This window comes from Brevirhabdus sp. (assembly GCF_052826345.1).
The window spans coordinates 1-22,551 of the sequence record NZ_JBRBUA010000093.1 but is presented as its reverse complement, the minus strand read 5'-3'; the positions used below and the strand labels follow the sequence as shown (position 1 = coordinate 22,551).

The following is a 22,551-nucleotide window of genomic DNA, read 5'->3' as shown; positions in this document are numbered from 1 at the left end:
TTCAGTCGAGGGGGGTTAAGCCTTCGTCTGCCCCAATCATTATTGCCAGGGGCTGTACCAAAGGGTTGGCGAACCGATACTGATACCGCTTCGGCTTCCCTGTCTTGATTAGAGCTGGGCCACGTTCGTCTGCGCAAAGGTTGCTTAGATTGGTCGAGTAGTTCGGTATGTCCATTGGTTTTCCGCGAATCTTAGAGTACGGGTCTCTTACGCTTCCTGCGAAAAAATAGCCCATCTCGTTGCTTTCAGCCAGGGCACAAGCAAGCAGCACTTCTTTGTACTTATTGTCAGATGCGCTACTGCTTATCGCCTTGTAATAGTCTGAACGGGCTTTATGGTCGGCCTTGGATAACGCTTGCGACAAAGCGATCTTTAGGTCGTCACCGCCGATGTCTGTGCGTCGGTTGTTGATTGCGTTTTTAAGGGCGAGCTGACCCAATAGATGGACATATCCAGGAAGCCCTTGAGACAGTTTAATAATTTTCTCTGTCACCTCTTTGTCTATCGTGAAGCCGATGCGAGGTATTCTTTCGTCAATAATCTCTCGGCACTCTGCATCTGACATGCGGGGCATCTTGATTTGCTCGCAGCATCTAACAATTGACTCATGCTTTCCAAAGAGATCAAGAAGAGTATCGCCGACGCCGACAATGATGATTGTCACTCTGTTGGGGTTGTTCGATAAATGTTTCAGCATGTCTGCCATAAGGTGGTAGGTCGTGTCGTCATCCACCCGATCAAATTCGTCGAAAATGAAAATATGCATCTTGTTTTGAGAGAGGTCGTTCAAAGCGTTTATGACTTCATATGGATTCCCCACATTCGCGAAGTGTTGAGCTGGTGTAGTCTCGCCTGCTTGGTAGTTGTTGAAGGCGTTGCCCCATATCTTGTAGAAATCATCACCAGTCATGCAAGAGATCGGCTCTGGCACGTTGATGTTCGGTATGACGGGTGCAATTTTTTTCTCGATGATTTTGGCCAGTGACGTTTTCCCAACGCCTCTTTCTCCGAAAATGATGGCGTGGCCCCCAGGTTCATACACTACATCGAGAAGGTCGTTGATTTGGCCGATGCGCCCCGCGAACAGCTTGTCGTCGTCAACTGGTGTCTTGGGTTTGAAAAGGTTCTGCGCAGCTGCACGCAAAAAGTCCCAGTCTCCATCCGACGACGGGGTGAAGTTTCCGCTCAACAAATGATCGAAGTTCAACTGCATGCCCGCCCATTCCCAGCTACTACTATTAATTAACAGTATGAGCCCCAGCTAAGGAAATCAACTAGCATTAATATGCTTGACTATAGGTCAGTTTGAAATTATATTCAGGGCATGAACAAGTTGGACACCAAAACCCGCGCCCTGATCATCCGCCTTCTGGTGGAGGGCAACAGCATCCGCGCAACATCACGCATCGCTGACGTGTCCAAAAACACCGTCTCAAAGCTACTTGAGGACGCGGGCAAAGCTTGCGCCAAGTATCACGATGAGAACGTGAAGGGCGTCGGGGCCAAGCATGTTCAGGCAGATGAAATCTGGGCCTTCTGCTATGCCAAAGAGCGCAACGTGAAGGGCGCGAAAGCCGCTCCTGCAGATGCTGGCGATATCTGGACGTGGACCGCGATGGACCGCGACAGCAAGCTGATGATCTCCTACACCGTAGGCGACCGCTCGGCTGCAACGGCGCGGGAATTCATGTTCGATCTAGCCTCACGTCTCGCCACCCGCGTCCAACTGACCACGGACGGCCATGGTGGATATCTCAAGGCGGTCACTGACGCTTTCTCCGGTGACGTAGACTACGCCATGCTGATCAAACAGTACGGCGACCTGACGGGCCAGAAGGGCCATGAGCGCAAGTATTCCCCCGCCGAATGCACGGGAGCGAAGAAGGAAGCGATCTTCGGCAAGCCTGATATGGATCAGGTCGGCACCAGCCATATCGAGCGCCAGAACCTGACAATGCGTATGGGTATGCGCCGCTTCACGCGTCTGACCAACGCTTTCAGCAAGAAAGCCGAGAACCACGCCTACGCGGTCGCGCTACATTTCATGCACTACAACTACTGTCGCATCCACAAGACACTGCGCGTGACGCCAGCGATGGCCGCTAACCTGGTCGCCAGCCCGTGGACGGTGGATGATATCGTGGCGCTGGTCGAGAAGGCCGAAACGGAAGCCGCGCCCAAGAAGCGCGGCCCCTACAAACCCCGCGCGAAAAAAGATATTTCAAACTGACCCACTACCGGTTGCGCACCCGCCGCGCGCCGCGCCGCAGACTTCCGCGCGGCGCGGCGCTCGGCGCTTGCGCGCCGCGGGGCGAGCGCATACTGTCGGATCAACACCAGATTGGAGCCCCAGATGGCACCCCGACGACCCGCTGGCGCGGGCTCGTTCCCGACACCGGTCGAGCGCGACGCGCCGAAGATCAAACCGGATCCGGCTGACCTTTACGCAGCCCTGGATCTGGGAACGAACAGTTGCAGAATGCTTATCGCCCAGCCCAAGGGCACACAATTGCATGTGGTCGACAGCTTCTCCAAATCCGTGCAACTCGGCTACGGGCTGGAGGCCTCCGGCCGATTGTCGCGTGCCTCGATGGCGCGCGCGATCGGCGCGTTGAAGATCTGCCAGAAAAAGCTGATGCGCCATCAGGTCCGGCGGATACGCCTCGTCGCCACCGAAGCCTGCCGCCGCGCCACCAACGCGCCCGAGTTCATCCAACTGGTCGAGCGTGAAACCCGGTTGCAGCTGGACATCATCAAGCCCGAGGAAGAGGCCCGTCTGGCGGTGGTGTCCTGCGCGCCGCTGGTCTCGATGAAGACCGAACAGTTGCTGGTGATGGACATCGGCGGCGGCTCGACCGAACTGGTGTGGATCGACATCAGCCGGGTGCCGCGCGTCGACAGGCCGCGTGCGATCATGCGGCTGCACACCGGGTTCAACGCGGGCGACAGCATGTTGCCCGGCGCCAAGGTCGTGGACTGGATTTCCGTGCCGCTGGGCGTGGCGACCCTGAAGGATCAGTTCATGGACGTCGAAGACGACGCCGCCCGCTTTGCGCTGATGAGCTGGTTTTTCGAGGAAAACCTGGCCAGTTTCTCGCCCTACCGCGATGCCGACGGCGTGCGCGAGGGGTTTCAGATCATCGGCACCTCGGGCACGGTCACCACGGTTGCGGCAAGCCATCTGCAGTTGAAGCGTTACGACCGCAACAAGGTCGACGGGCTGCGCATGACCTCGGACCAGATCGACGGGGTGATCCAGGATTATCTGGCGATGGGCCCCGATGGCCGCCGCCGCGATGCGCGCATCGGGCGCGACCGGCACGCGCTGATCATGTCGGGGGCCGCGATCTTGCAGGCCTTGCTGCGCGTTTGGCCCACCGATCGGCTTTCGGTGGCCGACAGGGGCTTGCGCGAGGGGCTGCTCTACGCGCAGATGAGCGCCGATGGCGTATTGGAAGACGGACCGTTCTGAGACATGGCAAAAAAGCCCGGAAATACATCCGGTCGCGGGCAGCGCGACCTGAGGGTGAAGGTAAAGACCGCACGCGGGCGGCGTCTTTCGTCCAAGCTGTGGCTGGAGCGGCAGTTGAACGACCCCTACGTCAAGCGCGCGCAGGCCGAGGGCTATCGCGGGCGCGCGGCCTTCAAGATCCTGGATCTGGACGAGAAGTATCATTTCCTGGTGCCCGGCGCGCGGGTGGTCGATCTGGGCTGCGCGCCCGGCGGCTGGTGCCAGGTGGCGGTCAAGCGGGTGAACGCGCTGGCCGAGCGCCCCGGCAAAAAGGTGGGCAGCGTCCTGGGCGTCGATCTGCAAGAGGTCGAACCGATCGCCGGGGCACAGCTGCACCAGCTCGATTTCATGGGCGAGGGGGCCGACGATCAGGTCAAGGCCTGGCTGGGCGGCAAGGCCGACGTGGTGATCAGCGACATGGCGGCGGCCTCGTCGGGGCACAAGCAGACCGACCATCTGCGCATCATCGCCCTGGGGGAGGCCGCCGCTTATTTCGCCTTTGACGTGCTGGAAGAGGGCGGCACCTTCGTCGCCAAGGTTCTGGCCGGCGGCGCCGAGGGCGATCTGCAAAAGCTGCTGAAGCAGAAGTTCACCAAGGTCGCCAACGTCAAGCCGCCGTCAAGCCGGTCCGACAGCTCGGAAAAATTCGTGGTCGCGACGGGATTCCGCGGCGCCGACCCCGAAGGCGACGAAGGCGACGAAGACGACGGTGGGGGCTAACGCCGGTAGGGGTCGGCGGGCGCGCGGCCGGGCGACAGCGTGCGCTGCCTTTGCGCGACAAGCTGTTCGATGGCATCGGCCAGGTGCACCGGCTCGATATGATGATCGCCGCGCGCCACACGTATTTCATGCGCGGCGATCATGACGTCGGCATATGTGCAACCGGCGGGCGGCTCGAACCTATAGCAGGCCAGCTCGATCAGCAGGCCCATCGGATCCTGAAAATAGATCGAATCCATGAAGCCGCGATCCTTCGGCCCGGAATGGCGGATGCCGCGCTCATCCAGGCGTTCGACGGTCTGGCGAAAGGTCGCGTTCGAAACGGCAAAGGCCAGATGATGCACCGCCCCCGGTTCGGTCGATGTGCGCCTGCCGCGCGGCTTGCGGTGCTCGTTGGTGAAGACGGTAATCAATCGGCCGTCGCCCGGATCGAAATAGAGGTGACCCTCTTCCTCGGCATCCAGGTTGGGCTGATCGAAGACGAAGGGCATGCCGAGCACCCCTTCCCAGAAATCGATAGAGGTCTGTCGATCCGCGCCCACGAGGGTGATGTGGTGGACGCCCTGGGTTTGCAGCTTTCTCATGTCCGGCCCCTTCCGCTTGCCTCGCCCGTCGAAGGGGCAGGGCAAGAGTAGGCTGCGGCAGGCGGCAGGCCAACGGATTTTGCGTGCGCCTATGCAGGGTGCCCGTGCAGGGTGCCCGTGCAGGGTGCCCGTGCAGGGTGCTCGTGCAGGGTGCCCTTGAAGCGTAGCCGGTGCAGGCGCGTCAGCGCCGCCGGATCAGGGCCGGGAAACCCGCATCAGTCGCGCGGGCGCTTTCTGGGAACGGCAGAGCCGCCCTTGCCGCCGGGCTTGCTGAAGCCTCCGGGTTTGCCCTTGGCGGGCCCGCCGGGTTTGCCCTTCGGCTTGAACCCCGGCTTGCCGCCCTCGGCCTTGCGCGCCTTGAAGCCGCCTTCGCCGGGCTTGTCCTTGCCGTAGGGCTTGCCGCCCGCACGTTCGGGCCTCGCGGCGGGGGATTTGCGGCCCACGTCGGTGCGGGTCCAGTCGCGGCCCGAAGGCGCGGTGCCCGTTTTAGGGGCCGTTTTGGGGGCCGCCTTGGGCGCGGAGGTCGTGGCATCGGGCACACGCTCGGCCGCATCCTTGCGGGGGCGGGCCGGGCGCTCGGCAAAATCGCCCGCGCCGTCGTGCTTTTTCTTTTTCCAATCGGGCTTGGCGTCGCCCCTGGGCTTGCCGCCAAACTCCTTGCGCGGGCCCTTGGGATCCTCGGCCCCCTTTTTATAGGCGTCTTTTTTCTTGTCGTAGGGCTTTTTCACAAAGCCTTCCTTGCCTGACGGGGCGGGCTTGAAGGGCGCGTCGTTGCGGTCCTGCGGGCCCTTGTCGGGGCTCCACTTGCCTTTGGGCTTTGCGGGCTTGCCCGCGGGTCCGCTTGCGGGTCTGTCGCGCTTGGGGCGCTCGGGCCCCAGATCGGGCGCATTGGCCAGCGGGCGCAACACGGCGCCGCGTTCCAGCTCCATCGCCTCGCCCATTCCCGCGATCAGCGGCATGGCGGCGTCCTGCGACAGCTCTACAAAGGTTTCGCTGTCGCGCACCCGGATCGCGCCGATGTCGTCGCGGCTGATGTCGGCGGCGCGGCAGATCATCGGCAGGATCCAGCGGGCCTCGGCGCGGTCGTTCTGGCCGACGGACAGCGAAAACCACTTGCTCGGGCCGAATTCGCGCCGCTCGCCCTTGGGCGATGCCGAGGGCGCGGCCAGCTCTTCGGGGGCGGAGCGGCCGCGCGCAAAAAGCCGCGCACAGGCCAGCGCCAGCTGGTCGGCGTCGAAGGTCCGCCCCAGCGTCGCCGCCAGCGCGGCCTCGCGCTTGGTTTGCGCATCGGTCCACAGCGGGTCAGAGAGAAACCGTTCCTCATCGCGCTGCAAGACCTCTTCGGCAGAGGGGGGGGCGGACCATTCCGCGTCGATCTTGGCAAACTTCAGCAGGCGGTCGGCCTTGTTGCGCCCTTTCATCGGCACCACCAGCGCGCTGACGCCCTTGCGCCCGGCGCGGCCCGTGCGGCCCGAACGGTGCAGCAGGGTTTCCGAGTTCGAGGGCAGTTCGGCGTGGATCACCAGCTCCAGGTTCGGCAGGTCGATGCCGCGCGCCGCCACGTCGGTCGCCACGCAGACCCGCGCGCGCCCGTCGCGCATCGCTTGCAAGGCATGGCTGCGCTCGGCCTGGCTCAGCTCGCCCGACAGGGCGACGACGGCAAAGCCGCGATTGGAAAACCGCGATGTCAGCCGGTTGACCATCGCGCGCGTGTTGCAGAACACCAGCGCGTTTTCGGCCTCGTAAAAGCGCAACAGGTTGATGATCGCCTTTTCAGGGTCCGGCGAGGCCACGGAAAACGCGCGATATTCGATATCGACATGCTGCGACTGCTCGGCCTGGGTCGTGATGCGCACGGCGTCGCGCAGATAGCTTTTCGACAGCGCCGCGATGGATTTCGGCACCGTGGCCGAAAACATCAGCGTGCGACGGCTTTCGGGCGCGGCGCCCAGGATCAGTTCCAGATCCTCGCGAAAGCCCAGATCCAGCATTTCGTCGGCTTCGTCCAGCACCACCGCCGCCAGATCGCTCATGTCGAGCGAGCTGCGCTCGATATGGTCGCGCAGGCGGCCCGGCGTGCCCACCACGAGATGCGCCCCGCGCGACAGCGCGCGCCGTTCGTCGCGCATGTCCATGCCGCCCACACAGGTGGTCACGACAGCGCCCGTCTGCGCGTAAAGCCATCCCAATTCGCGCGCCACCTGCAACGCCAGCTCACGCGTGGGGGCGATGATCAGTGCCAGGGGATTGGCGGGGGCCTCGAACCGTTCGGCGCCGTCCAGGATCGTGGGGGCGATGGCCAGGCCGAAGGCGACCGTCTTGCCCGATCCGGTCTGCGCGGACACCAGCAGATCGGCCTGGGTCAAGGCGGGGTCGGCGACGGCCTGCTGCACCTGCGTCAGGGTCGAATATCCACGGTTTTCAAGCGCGGCGGAAAGCGTGGGGATCATGGGGCGTCTCTGTCAGTTGGTACGGGGGCAGTTGGTACGGGGGCGGTCGGCACGGGGGGCGGTCGGCACGGGATCATGTTGCGCGGGCGGGCCGCAGCGCGCCCGCGTGATGTCGTGATGCGGCCGGGGCAGGGCCGGAAAACCGGAAAGACCTGCACCTATGCCGCCATGGCCCGAATGTATAGGGCAAAAATGGCGCATTGCTCCACAGGAAGGTCGGCGCCACGGCGCGCGGCGGGGCATCGCGCAGGGCGGCGTCGCGCGGCACGCTTCGGGTGCCCGGGCCCTCGGCATCATTGGTTTCGAACGGTTTCCAGAGCAAAGATGATTGACGTACCTCAACTCCTCTGCCAGCTAGGCAGGCAAGGAGAGCCGATGAGCAGACCTACCGTACATGATGTCGCCAAAGCCGCACGGGTCAGCCTGGCCACCGTGGACCGGGTGCTGAACAAGCGCGGCGGCGTATCGGCAAAATCGATCCGCAAGGTCGAAGAGGCTGTTGAATTCACCGGCTACGTTCGCGACAGTACCGCCGCCAACCTGTCGCGCCGCCGGATCTATCGCTTCGTCTTCCTGTTGCCGGACACCGCCTCGGCCTTTGTCGCCGCGCTGCGGGAGGCGATCGCCCGTCAGCAGGACCATCTGCGCGAGGAGCGCATCATTCTGGAGGTGCGTACCTCAAAACCCTTCGATGCCGCGCGCCAGGCCGAGGCGCTGGCGGAGATCGACGCGGGCAATGCGGATGGGGTCGCGGTCATGGCGAGCGAATCGCCCGAGGTGGCCGAGCAGGTCGACAGGCTTTGCGCCGCGGGCGTGCGGGTGATCACCCTGGTGGCGGACCTGCCGCGCAGCGGGCGCAGCGTTTTCGTCGGCGTCGACAACGTCATGGCGGGCCGCACTGCGGCGGGCATCATGGGCCGGTTCATCGGCGCGCGGCCGGGGCGGGTGCTGATGCTGGCCGGATCGCTTGGTGCACGCGACCACATGGAGCGGATGATGGGGTTCCGCGCCGTGATGCACGCCCGGTTTCCCGCGCTGGAGCTTACGGCCGTGGTCGAAGGGCTCGACGATGCGGATCGGGTGGAAAAAGCGGTGCGCGCCGCGCGGGCAGAGGGTCCGCTGGTCGGGCTTTATGCGACGGGTGCGGGGCAGCGCGGCCTGATCCAGGCGCTTGACGCTGACGCTGACGCTGGCCCGAGCGCGGACTCAGGCGCGGGGCCTGACGCCGATCTGCCCGTCACCGCGGTTCATGAGCTGACCGAGGCGTCCCGCCAGGGGCTGCGGCGGGGGCTGATCGATCTGGTCATCGACCAGAACCCCCCGCGCGAGATCGAGCGCGCGATCACCATCCTGAAGGATCTCAGTGACAACCGGCCGCTGGCCCCTGGGGCGGGCGACATCAACCTTAACATTTTTGTGCGAGAGAACGTGTAAATGTCCAATTACTTCGCCGATATTCCCAAGATCGCCTATGAGGGCGAGAGCAGCGACAATCCGCTGGCCTTCCGCCACTATGATGCGGATGCCATTCTGATGGGCCGACCGATGGCCGAACACCTGCGGTTCGCGGCATGTTACTGGCATAATTTCGTCTGGGACGGCAGCGATCCCTTCGGCGGCCAGACCTTTCTGCGGCCCTGGTTTCCGGGCGACACGATGGATCTGGCGCGCGAAAAGGCCGATGCCGCCTTTGAAATGTTCCGCATCCTGGGCGTGCCCTATTTCTGCTTTCACGACCACGATGTGCGCCCCGAAGGATCCAGCCTGCGCGAAAGCCATGCGCGGCTGAACGAAATCGCCGATCATCTTGAGCGCAAGATGGAGGAAACCGGCGTAAAGCTTTTGTGGGGCACGGCCAATCTGTTTTCCAATCGGCGCTACATGTCGGGCGCCTCCACCAACCCGGACCCGGATGTCTTTGCCTATTGCGCCTCGACGGTGCGTGCCTGCATGGATGTGACACGGCGTCTTGGCGGTGAGAACTACGTGTTGTGGGGCGGGCGCGAAGGCTATGAGACGCTGCTCAACACCGATCTGGGGCGGGAAATGGACCAGATGGGCCGCTTCCTGTCGATGGTGGTCGACTACAAGCACAAGATCGGCTTCGAGGGCGCAATTCTGATCGAGCCGAAGCCGCAGGAGCCGACGAAACATCAATACGACTATGATGTCGCGACTGTTTACGGCTTTCTCAAGCGCTACGGTCTTGAAGGCGAGGTCAAGGTGAACATCTAGCAGGGCCATGCGATTCTGGCCGGGCACAGCTTCGAGCATGAGCTTGCGATGGCGCGCAACCTCGGCATTTTCGGCTCGATCGACATGAACCGCAACGACTACCAGTCAGGCTGGGATACCGATCAGTTCCCCAACAACGCGCCGGAGGTCGCGCTCGCCTATTACGAGGTGCTGAAGGCGGGCGGATTCACCACCGGCGGCACGAATTTCGACGCCAAGCTGCGGCGCCAGTCGCTGGATGCCGAGGATTTGATTGCGGCGCATGTCGGCGGCATGGATATCTGCGCGAGGGGCCTCAAGGCGGCGGCGCGGATGCTGGAGGATGACGTGCTTGAGGCGCCGCGCCGCGCGCGCTATGCCAAATGGGACAGCGACGGCGCCCGCGCTATGCTGGCCGAAGGCGCCACGCTGGAGGGAATCGCCGACCGGGCAGAGGCCGAAGCGATCGACCCGCAGCCACGGTCGGGCCAGCAGGAAAAGCTGGAAAACATCGTGAACCGATACGTCTGATCCGGCCGCGCCCCGCCAAGGGGCCCCTCAAGAGCGCCCCGCCGGGCCAAGACCGGCGCGCGTTCGGCCGGGCGCGGAGGGCTGCCGCGTGAGCGGAGGGCCGCCCGCCCGGCGCACATGCGGATGGCCCTGTCTCTGCGGAGCGAAAAATGTGCGCAGGCGCCCGCGACGGCCCGCGGGGACCGCCGACCCGTGATGGGAGCATAAAAAAACCCCGGCGAAAGCCGGGGTCTGAGCAGGCGCCTAGGGAAGGGAGGCCTGCAACCGTTGTTCTTGGCGGATTTTGCCGCGTGCGGTTCAGCTGCCCCAACTGCGGACGCGGCCGCAATCCATATGGACAAAGTTGGAGCGGGAATAACGACCCACGCCGCCCGCCTTGCACGCCTTGGCTGCGCGCGCCATCTGCCCGACAGAGCGGCTGTCAAGCCGCACGTCTGCTGCCCATCCCTTCAGGTGAAGGGAATTCTTCGCGACGCCGGAGCTTCTGGAGCGCAGCATCGCGTTGGTCTTCGGCGAACGATAGCCCGACAGCAGCATGTAGGGTTCGTTCACATCCATCAGGTTCCAGGCCGCGGCCAGGATATCGACATTGCGCGGATCCATGCGGACCACATCGTCGGTCCGCCAATCGCGCATGAAGTGGTTGATTTCGTTCAACGCTTCGCTGATGTACTCGCCCTCGACCCAGTAGATCGAGTCCAGCCTTTCGCCGGTACGGCCCGAATACATGCGCACGCGGCGAATGTCGCCCGCGCCGCGAAGGATGCCGAATACGCCTGCGGAAGCCGGTGCCGCGGACACTGCCGTAGCAGCGAAAGCGCCCAGTATTCCACGCCGAGAGATAGTCGTCGAAAGAGTATTGCCCATATTACACGTGTCCCATTCGTGTGTTCAGGCTGCTTCAGATACAGCTCTGAGTTTCCTAATCCCCTAGGTGCATTCTGTATGGCACAGCGGTGTTTTTGACCCAATAGTCACATTCCGAAAATTCTTCGTAAGCGAGGGAACCGGCATAATCTTGCCAATTCGGGGGGAATTTCGCTTGTTTGCCGGGGGGGAAGCTGCGGCGGACATGTTGCCAAAATCAGACGGTCCGGCCGTATTGCTCTTTCGTGAATGGACAGTTTTCCGCCGTCTTCACAATATCGAGGAGAAAATCGCCAACAATTCAGTCGTAAAAGGTTTGGGAATGAATGTAGCTACTTTCGGCCTGTGCTGGCGGCCTGTCAAGGCGACGATCCTGTCGATTTCGACGCTCGCGCTTTTGTCGGCGCTGCCGCTTCAGGCGCAGGAAACCCCGCCTGCGGGCGGGGGGGCGGCGGTCGTGCTCGACCTTCGCGACAGGCCCGGTCCCGTGACGGATTCGGCGCAGGCGGCCACCTCGTCCCCGACCGCCCCGGCCGCGCATGTGCTGAGCGTCACCGCCTTCAAGCAGGCACTGGCCGAAGGGGTGGGCGGCGACGCCGTGCTTTCGGCCTTTTACCGCGACCGCGATTACCGGCCGATCTGGACCGGCCGCGAAGACGGCGAGCGGCTCGCGAGCTTCATCGAAGCGCTCGAAGGGGCGCCGACCTTCGGGCTGCCCGCCTCGCGCTATGATGTGGCCGGTCTGCGCGCGCGGCTGGCGCAGCTGCGCGGCGACCGCGACCGGGGCCGGGCGGAGGTCGAGATCACCCGGTTGTTCCTGAAATTCGCGCGTGAGATGCAGACCGGCATTCTGACGCCAAGCAGCATCGACGCGACGATGGTGCGCAAGGTGGCGCTGCGCGACCCGCGCAAGACGCTCGATGAGTTCGTGGCCGCTGCGCCGCGTGCCTTTCTGCGCCGGCTGCCACCGCAACATCCCGAATACGCGCGGCTTCTGAAGGAGAAGCGCGTGCTGGAAGACACGGTGCTCTCGGGCGGTTGGGGGCCTGCGGTCTCCGCGCGCATGATCCGTCCCGGCGAACGCGGCCCCAAGGTCGTGGAGCTGCGCAACCGGATGATGCGCATGGGATATCTCGGCCGCTCGGCGCTCGATACCTATGACGAGGCCCTGAGCGAGGCGGTGAAGCGGTTCCAGCTGGACCACGATCTGGTGGCCGACGGCGTTGCCGGGCCGAACACGATCAATGAAATCAACGCGGGGCCAGAGCGCAGGCTGGAACAGATCCTCGTCGCGCTGGAGCGGCGGCGCTGGCTGAACCAGCCGCTGGGCGCGCGGCACATCCTGGTCAACCTGGCCGAATTCCGCACCTATGTCATCGATGACGGCAAAGTCAGCTTCACCACGCGATCCGTCATCGGCAAGAACACCTCGGACCGGCGCACGCCGGAATTCTCCGACATGATGACCCATATGGTCATCAATCCGACGTGGAATGTGCCGCGTTCGATCACGACGAAGGAATACCTGCCCAAGCTCAAGCGCAACCGCAACGCGGTCGGCAATCTGCTGCTGGTGGATTCTGCGGGCCGCACGGTAAACCGCAACAACGTCAACTTTTCCGCCTATACGGCGCGCAACTTTCCCTTCCGGATGAAGCAGCCGCCGTCGCCCAGCAACGCGCTTGGCCGGGTGAAGTTCATGTTCCCCAACAAATACGCGATCTACCTGCACGACACGCCCGCCAAGTCGCTGTTCTCGCGCGAGGTCCGCGATTTCTCGCACGGCTGCGTGCGGCTCGCCGATCCCTTCGATTTCGCCTACACGCTGCTGCGCCCGCAGCAACCCGACGAGAAGGCTTATTTCCAGCGCATCCTGCGTTCGGAGCGGGAGACCCGGGTGAACCTGAAGCCCGCGGTGCCGGTGCATCTTGTGTATCGCACGGCCTTTTCGCCCGCGCGCGGGCAGATGAACTACCGTCGCGACATCTACGGGCGGGACGCGGAGATATTCTCGGCGCTGGTGCGCGCCGGGGTGGTCTTGCCGGGGATTCAAAGCTAAAACCCGATCCGGTTTCATGCGCTCCGCCACGAGGAGCCGGAAAGGGAAAGCATCATGGCCTATACGGTAGCCCAGATCGCAACGGCCCTTGGCGCACGCGCCGAGGGCAACGTCGATCTGACCATCGAACGCGCGGCCGAGCCGGGTTCGGCCAGCCCCGACAGCCTCGCCCTGGCGATGGATGTGAAATACGCCGAGGGGCTGCGCCAGGGCGCGGCCCGCGCCGCGATCCTGTGGGAAGGGGCGGATTGGCAGGAACTGGGCCTGGAGGCCGCGATTTTCGTGCCGCGCGCGCGCTACGCGATGTCTGGGCTGACCAGCCTGATGGATCCCGGCCCCGAAATCGCGCCGGGCATTCACCCCAGCGCCGTCATCGATCCCACCGCCACGATCGGCGTGGGCGCGGCCATCGGCCCGCTGGTCGTGGTGGGCCCGCGCGTGCGCATCGGCGCCAATGTGCGCATCGCGCCGCAGGTCACCGTGGCCGAGGATGTGGTGATCGGCGACGATGCGCTGCTGCACAGCGGCGTGCGCATCGGGGCGCGGGTGCGCATCGGCAACGGTTTCATCGCCAATCCGGGCGCGGTTGTGGGCAGCGACGGGTTTTCCTTCGTCACGCCGGAGAAGTCGACCGCCGAATCCGCGCGCGAGGCGATGGGCGAGGTGCGCGACATCAAGGCGCAAAGCTGGACGCGCATCCATTCGCTGGGTGCGGTGCGCATCGGCGACCGGGTCGAGGTGGGCGCCAACAGCACCATCGACCGCGGCACCATCCGCGACACGACCATCGGCGACGGCACCAAGGTCGACAACCTGGTGCAGGTCGGCCACAACTGCGAAATCGGGCAGGATTGCCTGCTGTGCGGGCTGGCGGGGCTGGCGGGATCGGTCAAGGTCGGCAACCGTGTCGTGCTGGCGGGGCAGGTGGGCGTTGTCGACAACATCTTCATCGGCGACGACGTGGTTGCGGGCGGCGGCAGCAAGCTGTTGGCCAATGTGCCCGCCGGTCGGGTGATGCTGGGCTATCCAGCGGTAAAGATGGAAAATCACGTCGAAAGCTACAAGGCGCTGCGACGCCTGCCGCGGCTGTTCAAGCAGGTGGCCGCGCTGCAAAAAGCGGTTTCAAAAACCGACACGACTACTTAGATCTGCACTGGGACAAATGCCGGGATTTTTCGCATGACGGATACGGTCGAGGACAGGGTGATCAGGATCGTCGCGGATCAGGCGCTGCTTGAGCCTGGGGATGTGCGCATGACCTCCACGCTGGAGGATCTGGGCATCGACAGCCTGGGGCTGGTCGAAAGCATCTTCGCCATCGAGGAGGAATTCGACATCGAGGTGCCCTTCAACGCGAATGAGCCCGAGAAGAGCGACTTCGACATCAGCTCGGTCGCCAGCATCGTGGGCGCCGTGAGATCCCTGGTGGCAGATCAGAAGGGATGAAGCGCGTCGTCATCACCGGACAGGGCACGATCAACGCTTTGGGCCACAATGTGGCCCAGACGCAGGACGCGCTGCGCGAAGGGCGCTGCGGGATCGGACCGCTCGATATCCGCGATGTGGACCGGCTGTCGATCCGCATCGGCGGGCAGGTGCGCGGCTATGACGCCGAGGCCGGGTTCAATCGTCAGCAGATCGCGCTTTACGATCGGTTCACGCAGTTCACCCTGCACGCGGCGCGCGAGGCGATCGAACAGTCGGGGCTGACCTTCACCGACGCGCTGTCGCTGAAATCGGGGGTCGTGCTGGGCACGGCGGGCGGCGGCGTCAACACCTGGGACGAGAACTACCGCTCGGTCTATGAAGAGGGCAAGAACAGGGTGCATCCCTTCGTCGTGCCCAAGCTGATGAACAATGCCGCCGCGAGCCATGTGTCGATGACCTGGAATCTGCGCGGCCCCAGCTTTACCGTCGCGACGGCCTGTTCATCGTCGAACCACGCCATGGGGCAGGCCTTCAACTTCATCCGCGCGGGCATGGCGCCGGTGATGGTGACCGGCGGCGCCGAGGCGATGCTGTGCTTTGGCGGGATCAAGGCGTGGGAAGGGCTGCGCGTGATGTCCAAGGACGCCTGCCGCCCGTTTTCGGCCAACCGCAACGGGATGGTCCAGGGCGAGGGCGCGGCGGTCTTCGTCTTCGAGGAGCTGGAGCATGCGCGTGCGCGCGGCGCGCAGATCCTGGCAGAGGTGATCGGATTTGCGATGAATTCCGATGCGTCCGACATCGTCATGCCCTCGATGCGCGGCGCGGCGCAGGCCATCGCCGGGGCGGTGGCCGATGCGGGCGTGGCGCTGGAGGATGTGGGCTATATCAACACCCATGGCACCGGCACCGCCGCCAACGACAAGACCGAATGCAGCGCGGTGGCGGAGGTGTTCGGCCCCCATGCCGACCGGCTGATGATCTCTTCGACGAAATCCATGCACGGCCATCTGATCGGCGGCACCGGCGCGGTGGAGCTTCTGGCCTGCATCATGGCGCTCAGGGACGGGATCGTGCCACCCACCATCGGCTATGAGGAGCCGGACCCCGAATGCGCGCTGGACGTGGTCCCCAACGAGGCGCGAGAGGCGCGCGTGGATGTCGCGCTGTCGAACTCCTTTGCCTTCGGCGGTCTGAACGCGGTGCTGGCGCTGCGCAGGTTTTGAGGACGCGCGGAGGGCGCGGCGCGGATAGAACGGTGACGCGGGCGGGATGCGGGTTGCCTCCGGCGGGGATATTTCCGACCAGAAGAAGTCAGGCGGCGCAGCGGAGTGCCGAGCGGTGCGGGACGGCGTGCTAACGCGCGGCGATGGCGGTGCCCGCCGCCCAGCCCGACGACCAGGCCCATTGGAAGTTGAACCCGCCCAGCCAGCCGGTGACATCGACGACCTCTCCGATGAAGTAGAGCCCCTCGACCTTGCGCGCCTGCATGCTGCGCGCGTCAAGCGCATCGGTGTCGATGCCGCCTGCCGTGACCTCGGCGGTGCGGTAGCCCTCGGTCCCCGCGGGGGTGAGCTGCCAGTTGTGGACGGTCTCGGCCAGCTGCGTCAGCGCGGCATCGGACTGATCGGCCAGGTTGCCTTTCAGGCCGCTTTCGGTGACCAGCGCGGACGCCAGCCTTTTGGGCAGTAGCTCGGTCAGCGCGGTCGCGAGCTGCACCCGGCCTGCGCGCTGGCGCTGCCGGGCCAGCTGCGCGGCCAGATCGCCACCCGGCAGCAGGTCGAGCTGGATCGGCCGACCCGGGCGCCAGTAGGAGGACAGTTGCAGGATGGACGGGCCCGACAGCCCGCGGTGGGTGAACAGCATGCCTTCGCGGAAGGAGACGTCGCCGGTACGCACCACCGCGTCGACCGACAGCCCCGCCAGCGACCGCAGCAGATCGAGTGTGCCGTCGGTGAAGGCGAAGGGCACGAGCGCCGGGCGGGTCGGCCGCTGCGCGATGCCGAACTGTTCCGCAATGGCGTATCCGCGGCCGGTTGCGCCCATCTTGGGGATCGACTTGCCGCCCGAGGCCACGACGAAGTTCCGGCAGCGCAGCCGCCGCGCCGTGCCTTCGTGGGTGACGTCCAGACGGAAACCGCCGACGGCCTGGGCGATCTCGGTCAGCTCGCAGCGCAGCCACAGCTTGGCCCCGGCCCGGTGCAGCAACTCGCGCAGCATGGCGACGACCTGTTTCGCGCTGCCGTCGCAAAAAAGCTGCCCCAATGCCTTTTCGTGCCAGGCGATGCGATGCGCGTCCATCAGGGCGATGAAATCCCATTGGCTGAAGCGCGCGAGTGCGGACTTCGCGAAATGCGGGTTGTCCGAGAGAAAATTTTCCGGGCCGCAGTGCAGGTTGGTGAAGTTGCACCGGCCGCCCCCCGAGATGCGGATCTTTTCGCCGGGGTTGGCCGCGCGGTCCAGCACCAGCACGCGCCCGCCGCGCGATGCGGCCTGCGCAGCGCACATCATTCCCGCAGCGCCGGCGCCCAGGATCACGGTGTCGAAGGGCTCTTCGGGCGGCGTCATGCGGCGCGAACTGTCATGTGGAAGCGTCCAGCGCCGCGACGATGGGAGAGAAATCCCGCGCCGTCAGCGAGGCGCCGCCGACCAGTGCCCCGTCGACGTTGGACACGCCGAAGATCTGCGCCGCGTTGTCGGGCTTGACCGAGCCGCCGTAGAGCAGCCGCACCGAACGGCCGACCCCGGTGCCGAAGCGGCGTTCAAGTCGGCCGCGGATGAAATCATGCACCTCTCCGATCTGGTCGAGGCTGGCCACGCGCCCGGTTCCGATGGCCCAGACGGGTTCATAGGCGACCACCAGATTGGCGCCGGTCGCGGCATCGGGGATCGAACCCGCCAACTGGCCGCCGACGATGTCGAGCGTATTGGCCGCGTCGCGGTCGGCCTCGGTCTCGCCCACGCAGACGACGGCCATCAGGCCCGCTTGCCAGGCCTGCGCCGTCTTGGCGCGGACGGTTTCGTTGCGCTCGCCATGGTTCTGGCGCCGCTCGGAATGGCCCAGGATCACCGCGCGCGCGCCCGCGTCGGCGAGCATGTCGGCGCTGATGTCGCCGGTATGCGCGCCTTGCGGCTGATCGTGACAGTCCTGACCGCCGATCATCAGGGTGCTGCCCCGCGCCCTGTCGCAGGCGGCCTGCACCAGCGTCGCCGGGGGGCAGATCAGCAAGTCGCACCGGCAGGCGCCATGAGCCTGCAGCATCGCGTCGATCTGGGCCAGATCCTCTCGCGTGCCGTTCATCTTCCAATTGCCCGCTGCAAGTTTCCTGCGCATCCCGGACCCCTCCCTACATTATTATGTCGTCGGTTTTTATATCCTACCCGGATCGCAACCGCCGCAGGCCCCGTCAAGGGACTTGAAGCCGCGGGGCATTTCCCCGATGTCACATATCAGCCCCGAACGGAATGTGCCTGTGACGATTCCCAGAGTTTCCGCCGCCGCGATGGCCGATGCGCGCCACCCCGATCATGCCGCCACGATGGCGCAGATCCGCCTGGCTGCGGAGGAGGTGGGGTTCCTGACCGTCAGCGATACCCCGATCGGCGCGGAGCGCGTGCGCGAGGTTTTGGCGTGCTATCGCGCGTTCTTCCGCCTGCCCGAGACGGAGAAGGCCCGCATCGACATGGCCGCGACCGGGTCGAACCGCGGCTGGGGGGCGCCGCGGGGAGAGCGCGTCGATCCCACCGCCAACCCCGATTACAAGGAGGTGTTCGATTCCGGCCTGGAGCTTTCGGCGGACGATCCGGTGGCGCGGCTTGACCTGGGCTATTACGCGCCCAACAGGTGGCCCGTGCAGCCGTCCGGGTTCCGCGACACGATCGCGGCCTATTACCGCGATGCCTGCGCCTTTTCGCTGGTGATGCTGCGGGCGCTGGCGCGCGCCATCGGTGCGCCCGAAGATTATTTTGACGACAAGTTCACGCGCCCGATGGCGCTGTTGCGGGGCAACTTCTATCCCGCACGCCCCGCCTGGGCGGGGGCGCGCGATTTCGGCATCGGCGCGCATACCGATTACGGCTGCCTGACCCTGCTTGCCTCGGATGGCAGCCCGGGGCTGGAGGTGCGGGGCAAGGCGGGGGGCGAGGCCGAGGCCGAGGGAGGTGGCGACGGCAGGGGCGACTGGCTGCCGCTGTCGGCGCCGCCGGGGGAATTCATCATCAATTTCGGCGAGATGCTCGAGATGTGGACCGATGGTCGGGTGCAGGCCACGCCGCACCGCGTGGTGGGCGGCGCGCAGGAGCGTATTTCGGTGCCGCTGTTCTTCAATCCAAACCACGACACCAATGTGGCGCCGATCGGCTCGGGCAGGCGCATTCTCGCTGGCGATCATCTGCAACGGCGCTTCAGCGAGACATATCTGCATCTGGCGCAGGCGCCCGGCCGCGCCCCGTGACGGGCGGACAGCTCCGCGCTCGCCCGCGGGGGACGCGCGCGTTCAGTTCGTGCCGCGTTCGGCCGCCAGTTCCTCGACATCCTTGAACTTGATCGATTCGCCGCAACCGCAGGCGTCGACCACATTGGGATTGCGGAACTTGAAGCCCGCTTCGAGCAGCGAAGTCTCATAGTCGATCTCGGTGCCGAACAGGAACATCTGCGCCATCGGCGCGATCAGCACCCGGGCGCCGTCTTCCTCCACGATTTCGTCGTGGGGATCGATTTCGGACACGTAGTCCATCGTGTATTCCATGCCCGCGCAGCCGCCTTTCTTGACGCCGATGCGCAGGCCCTGGGTGCCGTCCTTTTCCATCAGACGCGCAATCTGTGCCTTGGCCGCCGGGGTGATGCTGACGGTTTGCTTGCCGGGAATGGCGAACATGGAACTCTCCTTGGTCTATACCAGACAGATATAATCCGTCGTGCGCGATTGCTCAAGCCGGGGGCGGGCGGCGAGATGATTTCCGCTACACCGCCTTGGCGGGCTTGGAATCGAGCAGGATCGGCGCCTCGTCCGATTGCATCTCGCGCATCGCCGCAATCAGTTTCTCGCGCATTTCGCAGGCCATCATCCAGGCCGTGTTGGGGTTGGAGCAGGGCAGGCAGAAAGTCACCTCCTGGCCGAAGGCATCGTGATCGGTGACGGCGACCATCGCGTTGTCGCGCTCGCCCAGTTCGCCGCTTTCCAACGTGTCGAGCAATTCGACGAAGCGTTCGCGCAACGCCGCGACATCGGCTTGGTTCGACAGCTTCAGCCGGATCAGCCGCGTGATCTCGGGCTCCTTCATGGTCCAGTTCTCGAAGGGGTCGGTGATGAATTCCGAGACGGGCACGATCAGGCGTTCGCCGGTCCAGACGCGCAGCTGGACGAAGGTGAAGTTGATGCGCTCGACGTTGCACAGCCAATCCTTGTAGAGGATCTTGTCGCCGATCCGCGCCGACTGGTTGATCGCGATCTGCATCGAGGCCATGATATTGCCCAGCACCTCGCGCGCGGCGAAGCCCAGGATCAGCGTGATCGCCCCGGCGGAGGCCAGCAGCGAAAAGCCGAAGGTGCGGAACACGTCGGCGGCCGCCAGCACGATCCCGCTGCCCACCAGAAAGATTATGACGATGAGCGCGCGGCGCGCCGCGGCGACCTTCGTGGCCAGGTTGCGCCGGTCGTCCTTGCCGATTTCCGCCAGGTCGACGTCGTCGAGCTCGACCATCCGGTCGAGGACCGCGTCGACCACGTTGATCACCAGCATCAGCGCGGCGGTGACGAAGCCGATGGCGATGAGCGGCGACAGGATCGTGTCGATCCCGCCGGAAAAGATGAAGATATGCTGCGTGAAGATCGCGATGAGGGTGGTGACCCCGGCCAGCGTCATCGGGCTGCGGGTGGCCTTGATCACATCCGTCGCCAGCTTGCTGCGCACCCGCTGGGCCGTCGCGGAGCCGAGCCTGTGCAGCGTGAATCCGACCAGCAGCGCCAGCAGCGCCACGACCGGCAGGCCGATGACCTCCCACCAGACCATGTTCCAGAAGGCGTGCTTGCGCAGCGCGTCGGGCAGCATCAGCTCCAGCCGCGAGGGCCCATGCTCGCGGTAAAGCCCGTCGATGTTTTCGACCAGCTGACGGGAAAAGACCCAGACTGGCTCCTCGGTGCCGGGCTTGATCCGGTTCATGCGGATGCTGACGCTGCGATCGCCCAACCCCAGCCGCCACAGCACCAGCGAGCGGCGGGGCTGTCCGGCGACGGCGCTGTCGGATGTGGCCTGGGCATCCAGCCCGTCGGGACGGTCCAGCAGATCGTCCCAGTTGATGACGATCTTGCGGTCGATGATCTCGTAGAGCTTGCGTGCCAGTTCCGGCCCGCGCGTCGCCTGCCTGTCGCGGGGGATCTGGCGCAGGTCGAGCAACTGGGCGGCGGTCGCGAAATCGCCCTTCGCGGCCAGATCCAGCAGCGATTCCATCGTCGCCTGCGGCGTATAGCGGTTCAGATCATCGGGGGCGGCGGGCAGGCCCGCGTTGAAGCTTTCGGCCTTGAAGAACGGCTCGGCTGCGCTTGCGGCGGGAGACGGGCCGATCGCCAGACCCAGCCACAAGAACATTACCGCGATGAACCGCATGGACCGACCTTCTGCACGGTGTGTTTCCTGACGCGCTTGCGGGGCAAACCGTCCAGACCGGCAGAAGTTCCGAAATTACATGAAGCCGAGTTCCAGCCGCGCCTCGTCGCTCATCATCTCCATGCCCCAGGGCGGCTCCCAGGTGAGCATGACGTTGACGGTCTTCACGCCGGGCAGCGGCTCGATCGCCTCGGCGACCCAACCCGGCATCTCGCCCGCGACGGGGCAGCCCGGCGCGGTGAGCGTCATGATCACGTCCACCTCGTTCTCGGCGTTGATCTCGATCGTGTAGACCAGACCGAGATCGAAGATGTTCACCGGGATCTCCGGGTCATAGACCGACCGGCACGCTTCCACGATCTGCTCGTGCAAGGGGTGGTCCGTGGAGGAGGGCTTGATCAGCGGTGCGCCCTCGATCTTTTCTGCTGCCTCTGTGCTCATATCGCTTTTCCGTGGCTTTTCCGACTAAAGATATAAGGAATGACGCGCCGGTCGTAAAGGGACGCGCTCAGGCGGGTTTGGCGGTGCGCTTGCGCATCGGGGCGGGCACGGCATGTTTTTCGATGTCGTCATAGAGAAAGGCGGCGATGTTCTTCTTGCTGGCCTTCTCGATGCCCTCCAGCCCCGGAGAGGAATTGACCTCCAGCACCTTCGGCCCCTCGTCGGAGCGCAGCATGTCGACGCCCGCCATCTTCAGGTTGAAGGCCCGCGCGGCGCGCAGCGCGACCTCGCGTTCCTCCTTGGTGATGCGCACGGCGCCCGCAGTGCCGCCCTGATGCAGGTTGGAGCGGAAATCGTCGCCGCTGGCGGTGCGGCGCATGGCGGCCACGACCTTGGAGCCGATCACCAGACAGCGCACGTCCTCGCCCGCGGCTTCCTTGACGAAATCCTGCACCAGAAAGTTCGCGCGCAGCCCGCGAAAGGCCGAGATCACCGATTGCGCGGCCTTTTTCGTCTCGGCCAGCACGACGCCCTTGCCCTGGGTCGATTCCAGCAGCTTGACGATCAGCGGTGCGGTGCCCACCACCCCGATCAGATTGTCGGTATCCTTGGGCGAGGCGGCAAAGGCGGTGTTGGGCATGCCGATCTTGGCGCGGGCCATGATCTGATGGGCATAGAGCTTGTCGCGGCTGGCGCTGATCCCGGCCGAGGGGTTCACGCAATAGGTGCCGATGGTTTCGAACTGCCGGATGATGGCGGTGCCATAGGGCGTGATCGAGGCCCCGATGCGCGGGATCACGGCATCGAACCGGGGCAGGCGTTTGCCGTCGTAATGCACCTCGGGAGCCATGGCGTTGATCGCCATGTAGCAGCGGGTGGTGTTGATCACCTCGACCGAGTGACCGCGCTTTTCGCCTTCTTCGACAAGGCGGCGGGTGGAGTAGTTATCCTCGCGCGAGAGAACGCAGATCCGCAGGGCGCGCTTGGGTGCCTCGTGACGCATCTTGGCGGTGTGATACACATCGTAGCTGAGTTCGGGCTGCATGAAGCGGTCGGTGGCGACGATGGTGATGTGATCCTTGAGCGCCTGGCGCCCCAGCAACATGCGCGATTGCATGGTCGCGCGGTTGGTCAGCGTGATTT

Annotated in this window: 19 protein-coding genes and 1 pseudogene; 10 read left to right on the top strand and 10 right to left on the bottom strand. The window is 64.8% G+C overall.

Annotation, left to right across the window (positions count from 1 at the left end; all coding sequences use genetic code 11):
- Position 1: 1 nt before the first annotated feature.
- A complete protein-coding gene (locus ACU0BR_RS10975) occupies positions 2-1,213 on the bottom strand; it encodes an nSTAND1 domain-containing NTPase (RefSeq protein WP_446156870.1) in 1,212 nt (403 codons plus the stop codon).
- Positions 1,214-1,324: 111 nt separating this feature from the next.
- Here ACU0BR_RS10975 and ACU0BR_RS10970 point away from each other — a divergent pair, with 111 nt between their 5' ends.
- The 3 genes from ACU0BR_RS10970 (at position 1,325) to ACU0BR_RS10960 (ending at position 4,231) form a co-directional block, all read left to right on the top strand.
- Entirely contained in the window at positions 1,325-2,230 is a 906-nt protein-coding gene (locus tag ACU0BR_RS10970) for an IS1 family transposase (protein ID WP_446156869.1), read from the top strand.
- A gap of 123 nt (positions 2,231-2,353) precedes the next feature.
- Positions 2,354-3,472 (top strand): Ppx/GppA phosphatase family protein, encoded by a 1,119-nt coding sequence (locus tag ACU0BR_RS10965; RefSeq protein ID WP_446156868.1) that lies wholly within the window; start codon positions 2,354-2,356, stop codon positions 3,470-3,472.
- 3 nt (positions 3,473-3,475) lie between these two features.
- Positions 3,476-4,231, top strand: a complete 756-nt coding sequence (locus ACU0BR_RS10960; protein WP_446156867.1) for an RlmE family RNA methyltransferase — start codon at positions 3,476-3,478, stop codon at positions 4,229-4,231.
- On the opposite strand, the gene ACU0BR_RS10955 is transcribed toward ACU0BR_RS10960, so the two are convergent.
- Both ACU0BR_RS10955 and ACU0BR_RS10950 read right to left on the bottom strand, forming a co-directional pair.
- Entirely contained in the window at positions 4,228-4,815 is a 588-nt protein-coding gene (locus ACU0BR_RS10955; RefSeq protein WP_446156866.1) for a VOC family protein, read from the bottom strand. The genes ACU0BR_RS10960 and ACU0BR_RS10955 overlap by 4 nt on opposite strands.
- 215 nt (positions 4,816-5,030) lie before the next feature.
- On the bottom strand, positions 5,031-7,265 hold the full coding sequence (locus ACU0BR_RS10950) for a DEAD/DEAH box helicase (protein WP_446156865.1): 2,235 nt from the start codon (positions 7,263-7,265) through the stop codon (positions 5,031-5,033).
- Between the two features lie 375 nt (positions 7,266-7,640).
- Between ACU0BR_RS10950 and ACU0BR_RS10945 the strand changes: the two genes are divergently transcribed.
- Both ACU0BR_RS10945 and xylA read left to right on the top strand, forming a co-directional pair.
- On the top strand, positions 7,641-8,699 hold the full coding sequence (locus ACU0BR_RS10945; protein ID WP_446156864.1) for a LacI family DNA-binding transcriptional regulator: 1,059 nt from the start codon (positions 7,641-7,643) through the stop codon (positions 8,697-8,699).
- Positions 8,700-10,010: pseudogene (xylA, locus tag ACU0BR_RS10940) on the top strand (xylose isomerase).
- A gap of 297 nt (positions 10,011-10,307) precedes the next feature.
- Here the strand turns inward: xylA and ACU0BR_RS10935 are convergent.
- On the bottom strand, positions 10,308-10,877 hold the full coding sequence (locus ACU0BR_RS10935) for a YcbK family protein (protein WP_446156863.1): 570 nt from the start codon (positions 10,875-10,877) through the stop codon (positions 10,308-10,310).
- 322 nt (positions 10,878-11,199) lie between these two features.
- Between ACU0BR_RS10935 and ACU0BR_RS10930 the strand changes: the two genes are divergently transcribed.
- From ACU0BR_RS10930 to ACU0BR_RS10915, 4 genes are read left to right on the top strand one after another with little or no spacing between them, the layout of a single operon-like run.
- Positions 11,200-12,936, top strand: coding sequence for a L,D-transpeptidase family protein (locus ACU0BR_RS10930; RefSeq protein WP_446156862.1), 1,737 nt, complete (start codon positions 11,200-11,202; stop codon positions 12,934-12,936).
- 54 nt (positions 12,937-12,990) lie between these two features.
- Positions 12,991-14,082, top strand: coding sequence for a UDP-3-O-(3-hydroxymyristoyl)glucosamine N-acyltransferase (gene lpxD, locus ACU0BR_RS10925; protein WP_446156861.1), 1,092 nt, complete (start codon positions 12,991-12,993; stop codon positions 14,080-14,082).
- Positions 14,083-14,115: 33 nt separating this feature from the next.
- Positions 14,116-14,382: an acyl carrier protein gene (locus ACU0BR_RS10920; RefSeq protein WP_446156860.1), complete on the top strand. Its 267-nt coding sequence runs from the start codon at positions 14,116-14,118 to the stop codon at positions 14,380-14,382.
- Complete coding sequence (locus ACU0BR_RS10915; protein WP_446156859.1) at positions 14,379-15,587, top strand: beta-ketoacyl-[acyl-carrier-protein] synthase family protein; 1,209 nt, start codon at positions 14,379-14,381, stop codon at positions 15,585-15,587. The genes ACU0BR_RS10920 and ACU0BR_RS10915 overlap by 4 nt, the downstream gene beginning before the upstream one ends.
- Positions 15,588-15,717: 130 nt before the next feature.
- Here ACU0BR_RS10915 and ACU0BR_RS10910 read toward each other — a convergent pair whose 3' ends face one another.
- Both ACU0BR_RS10910 and tpiA read right to left on the bottom strand, forming a co-directional pair.
- Positions 15,718-16,929, bottom strand: coding sequence for an NAD(P)/FAD-dependent oxidoreductase (locus ACU0BR_RS10910; protein ID WP_446156858.1), 1,212 nt, complete (start codon positions 16,927-16,929; stop codon positions 15,718-15,720).
- Between the two features lie 13 nt (positions 16,930-16,942).
- On the bottom strand, positions 16,943-17,695 hold the full coding sequence (tpiA, locus tag ACU0BR_RS10905; RefSeq protein ID WP_446156857.1) for a triose-phosphate isomerase: 753 nt from the start codon (positions 17,693-17,695) through the stop codon (positions 16,943-16,945).
- Positions 17,696-17,864: 169 nt separating this feature from the next.
- Here tpiA and ACU0BR_RS10900 point away from each other — a divergent pair, with 169 nt between their 5' ends.
- Positions 17,865-18,815 carry an isopenicillin N synthase family dioxygenase gene (locus ACU0BR_RS10900; RefSeq protein WP_446156871.1) on the top strand — a complete coding sequence of 317 codons (951 nt, stop codon included), beginning with the start codon at positions 17,865-17,867 and terminating at the stop codon, positions 18,813-18,815.
- Positions 18,816-18,857: 42 nt separating this feature from the next.
- Here the strand turns inward: ACU0BR_RS10900 and ACU0BR_RS10895 are convergent, their stop codons facing one another.
- The 4 genes from ACU0BR_RS10895 to rimK form a co-directional block, all read right to left on the bottom strand.
- On the bottom strand, positions 18,858-19,238 hold the full coding sequence (locus ACU0BR_RS10895; protein WP_446156856.1) for a HesB/IscA family protein: 381 nt from the start codon (positions 19,236-19,238) through the stop codon (positions 18,858-18,860).
- A gap of 85 nt (positions 19,239-19,323) precedes the next feature.
- Complete coding sequence (locus ACU0BR_RS10890) at positions 19,324-20,967, bottom strand: mechanosensitive ion channel family protein (RefSeq protein ID WP_446156855.1); 1,644 nt, start codon at positions 20,965-20,967, stop codon at positions 19,324-19,326.
- A 75-nt stretch (positions 20,968-21,042) separates the two neighbouring features.
- Entirely contained in the window at positions 21,043-21,408 is a 366-nt protein-coding gene (locus ACU0BR_RS10885) for an SUF system Fe-S cluster assembly protein (protein ID WP_446156854.1), read from the bottom strand.
- A 67-nt stretch (positions 21,409-21,475) separates the two neighbouring features.
- A partial coding sequence (gene rimK, locus ACU0BR_RS10880) for a 30S ribosomal protein S6--L-glutamate ligase (protein WP_446156853.1) occupies positions 21,476-22,551 on the bottom strand: 1,076 nt, incomplete at its 5' end.

Bases quoted from the DNA above. Each gene is read 5' to 3' on its own strand.
- ACU0BR_RS10975 (WP_446156870.1), bottom strand. From the start codon at position 1,213: ATGCAGTTGAACTTCGATCATTTGTTGAGCGGAAACTTCACCCCGTCG.
- ACU0BR_RS10970 (WP_446156869.1), top strand. From the start codon at position 1,325: ATGAACAAGTTGGACACCAAAACCCGCGCCCTGATCATCCGCCTTCTG.
- ACU0BR_RS10965 (WP_446156868.1), top strand. From the start codon at position 2,354: ATGGCACCCCGACGACCCGCTGGCGCGGGCTCGTTCCCGACACCGGTC.
- ACU0BR_RS10960 (WP_446156867.1), top strand. From the start codon at position 3,476: ATGGCAAAAAAGCCCGGAAATACATCCGGTCGCGGGCAGCGCGACCTG.
- ACU0BR_RS10955 (WP_446156866.1), bottom strand. From the start codon at position 4,815: ATGAGAAAGCTGCAAACCCAGGGCGTCCACCACATCACCCTCGTGGGC.
- ACU0BR_RS10950 (WP_446156865.1), bottom strand. From the start codon at position 7,265: ATGATCCCCACGCTTTCCGCCGCGCTTGAAAACCGTGGATATTCGACC.
- ACU0BR_RS10945 (WP_446156864.1), top strand. From the start codon at position 7,641: ATGAGCAGACCTACCGTACATGATGTCGCCAAAGCCGCACGGGTCAGC.
- ACU0BR_RS10935 (WP_446156863.1), bottom strand. From the start codon at position 10,877: ATGGGCAATACTCTTTCGACGACTATCTCTCGGCGTGGAATACTGGGC.
- ACU0BR_RS10930 (WP_446156862.1), top strand. From the start codon at position 11,200: ATGAATGTAGCTACTTTCGGCCTGTGCTGGCGGCCTGTCAAGGCGACG.
- lpxD (WP_446156861.1), top strand. From the start codon at position 12,991: ATGGCCTATACGGTAGCCCAGATCGCAACGGCCCTTGGCGCACGCGCC.
- ACU0BR_RS10920 (WP_446156860.1), top strand. From the start codon at position 14,116: ATGACGGATACGGTCGAGGACAGGGTGATCAGGATCGTCGCGGATCAG.
- ACU0BR_RS10915 (WP_446156859.1), top strand. From the start codon at position 14,379: ATGAAGCGCGTCGTCATCACCGGACAGGGCACGATCAACGCTTTGGGC.
- ACU0BR_RS10910 (WP_446156858.1), bottom strand. From the start codon at position 16,929: ATGACGCCGCCCGAAGAGCCCTTCGACACCGTGATCCTGGGCGCCGGC.
- tpiA (WP_446156857.1), bottom strand. From the start codon at position 17,695: ATGCGCAGGAAACTTGCAGCGGGCAATTGGAAGATGAACGGCACGCGA.
- ACU0BR_RS10900 (WP_446156871.1), top strand. From the start codon at position 17,865: ATGGCCGATGCGCGCCACCCCGATCATGCCGCCACGATGGCGCAGATC.
- ACU0BR_RS10895 (WP_446156856.1), bottom strand. From the start codon at position 19,238: ATGTTCGCCATTCCCGGCAAGCAAACCGTCAGCATCACCCCGGCGGCC.
- ACU0BR_RS10890 (WP_446156855.1), bottom strand. From the start codon at position 20,967: ATGCGGTTCATCGCGGTAATGTTCTTGTGGCTGGGTCTGGCGATCGGC.
- ACU0BR_RS10885 (WP_446156854.1), bottom strand. From the start codon at position 21,408: ATGAGCACAGAGGCAGCAGAAAAGATCGAGGGCGCACCGCTGATCAAG.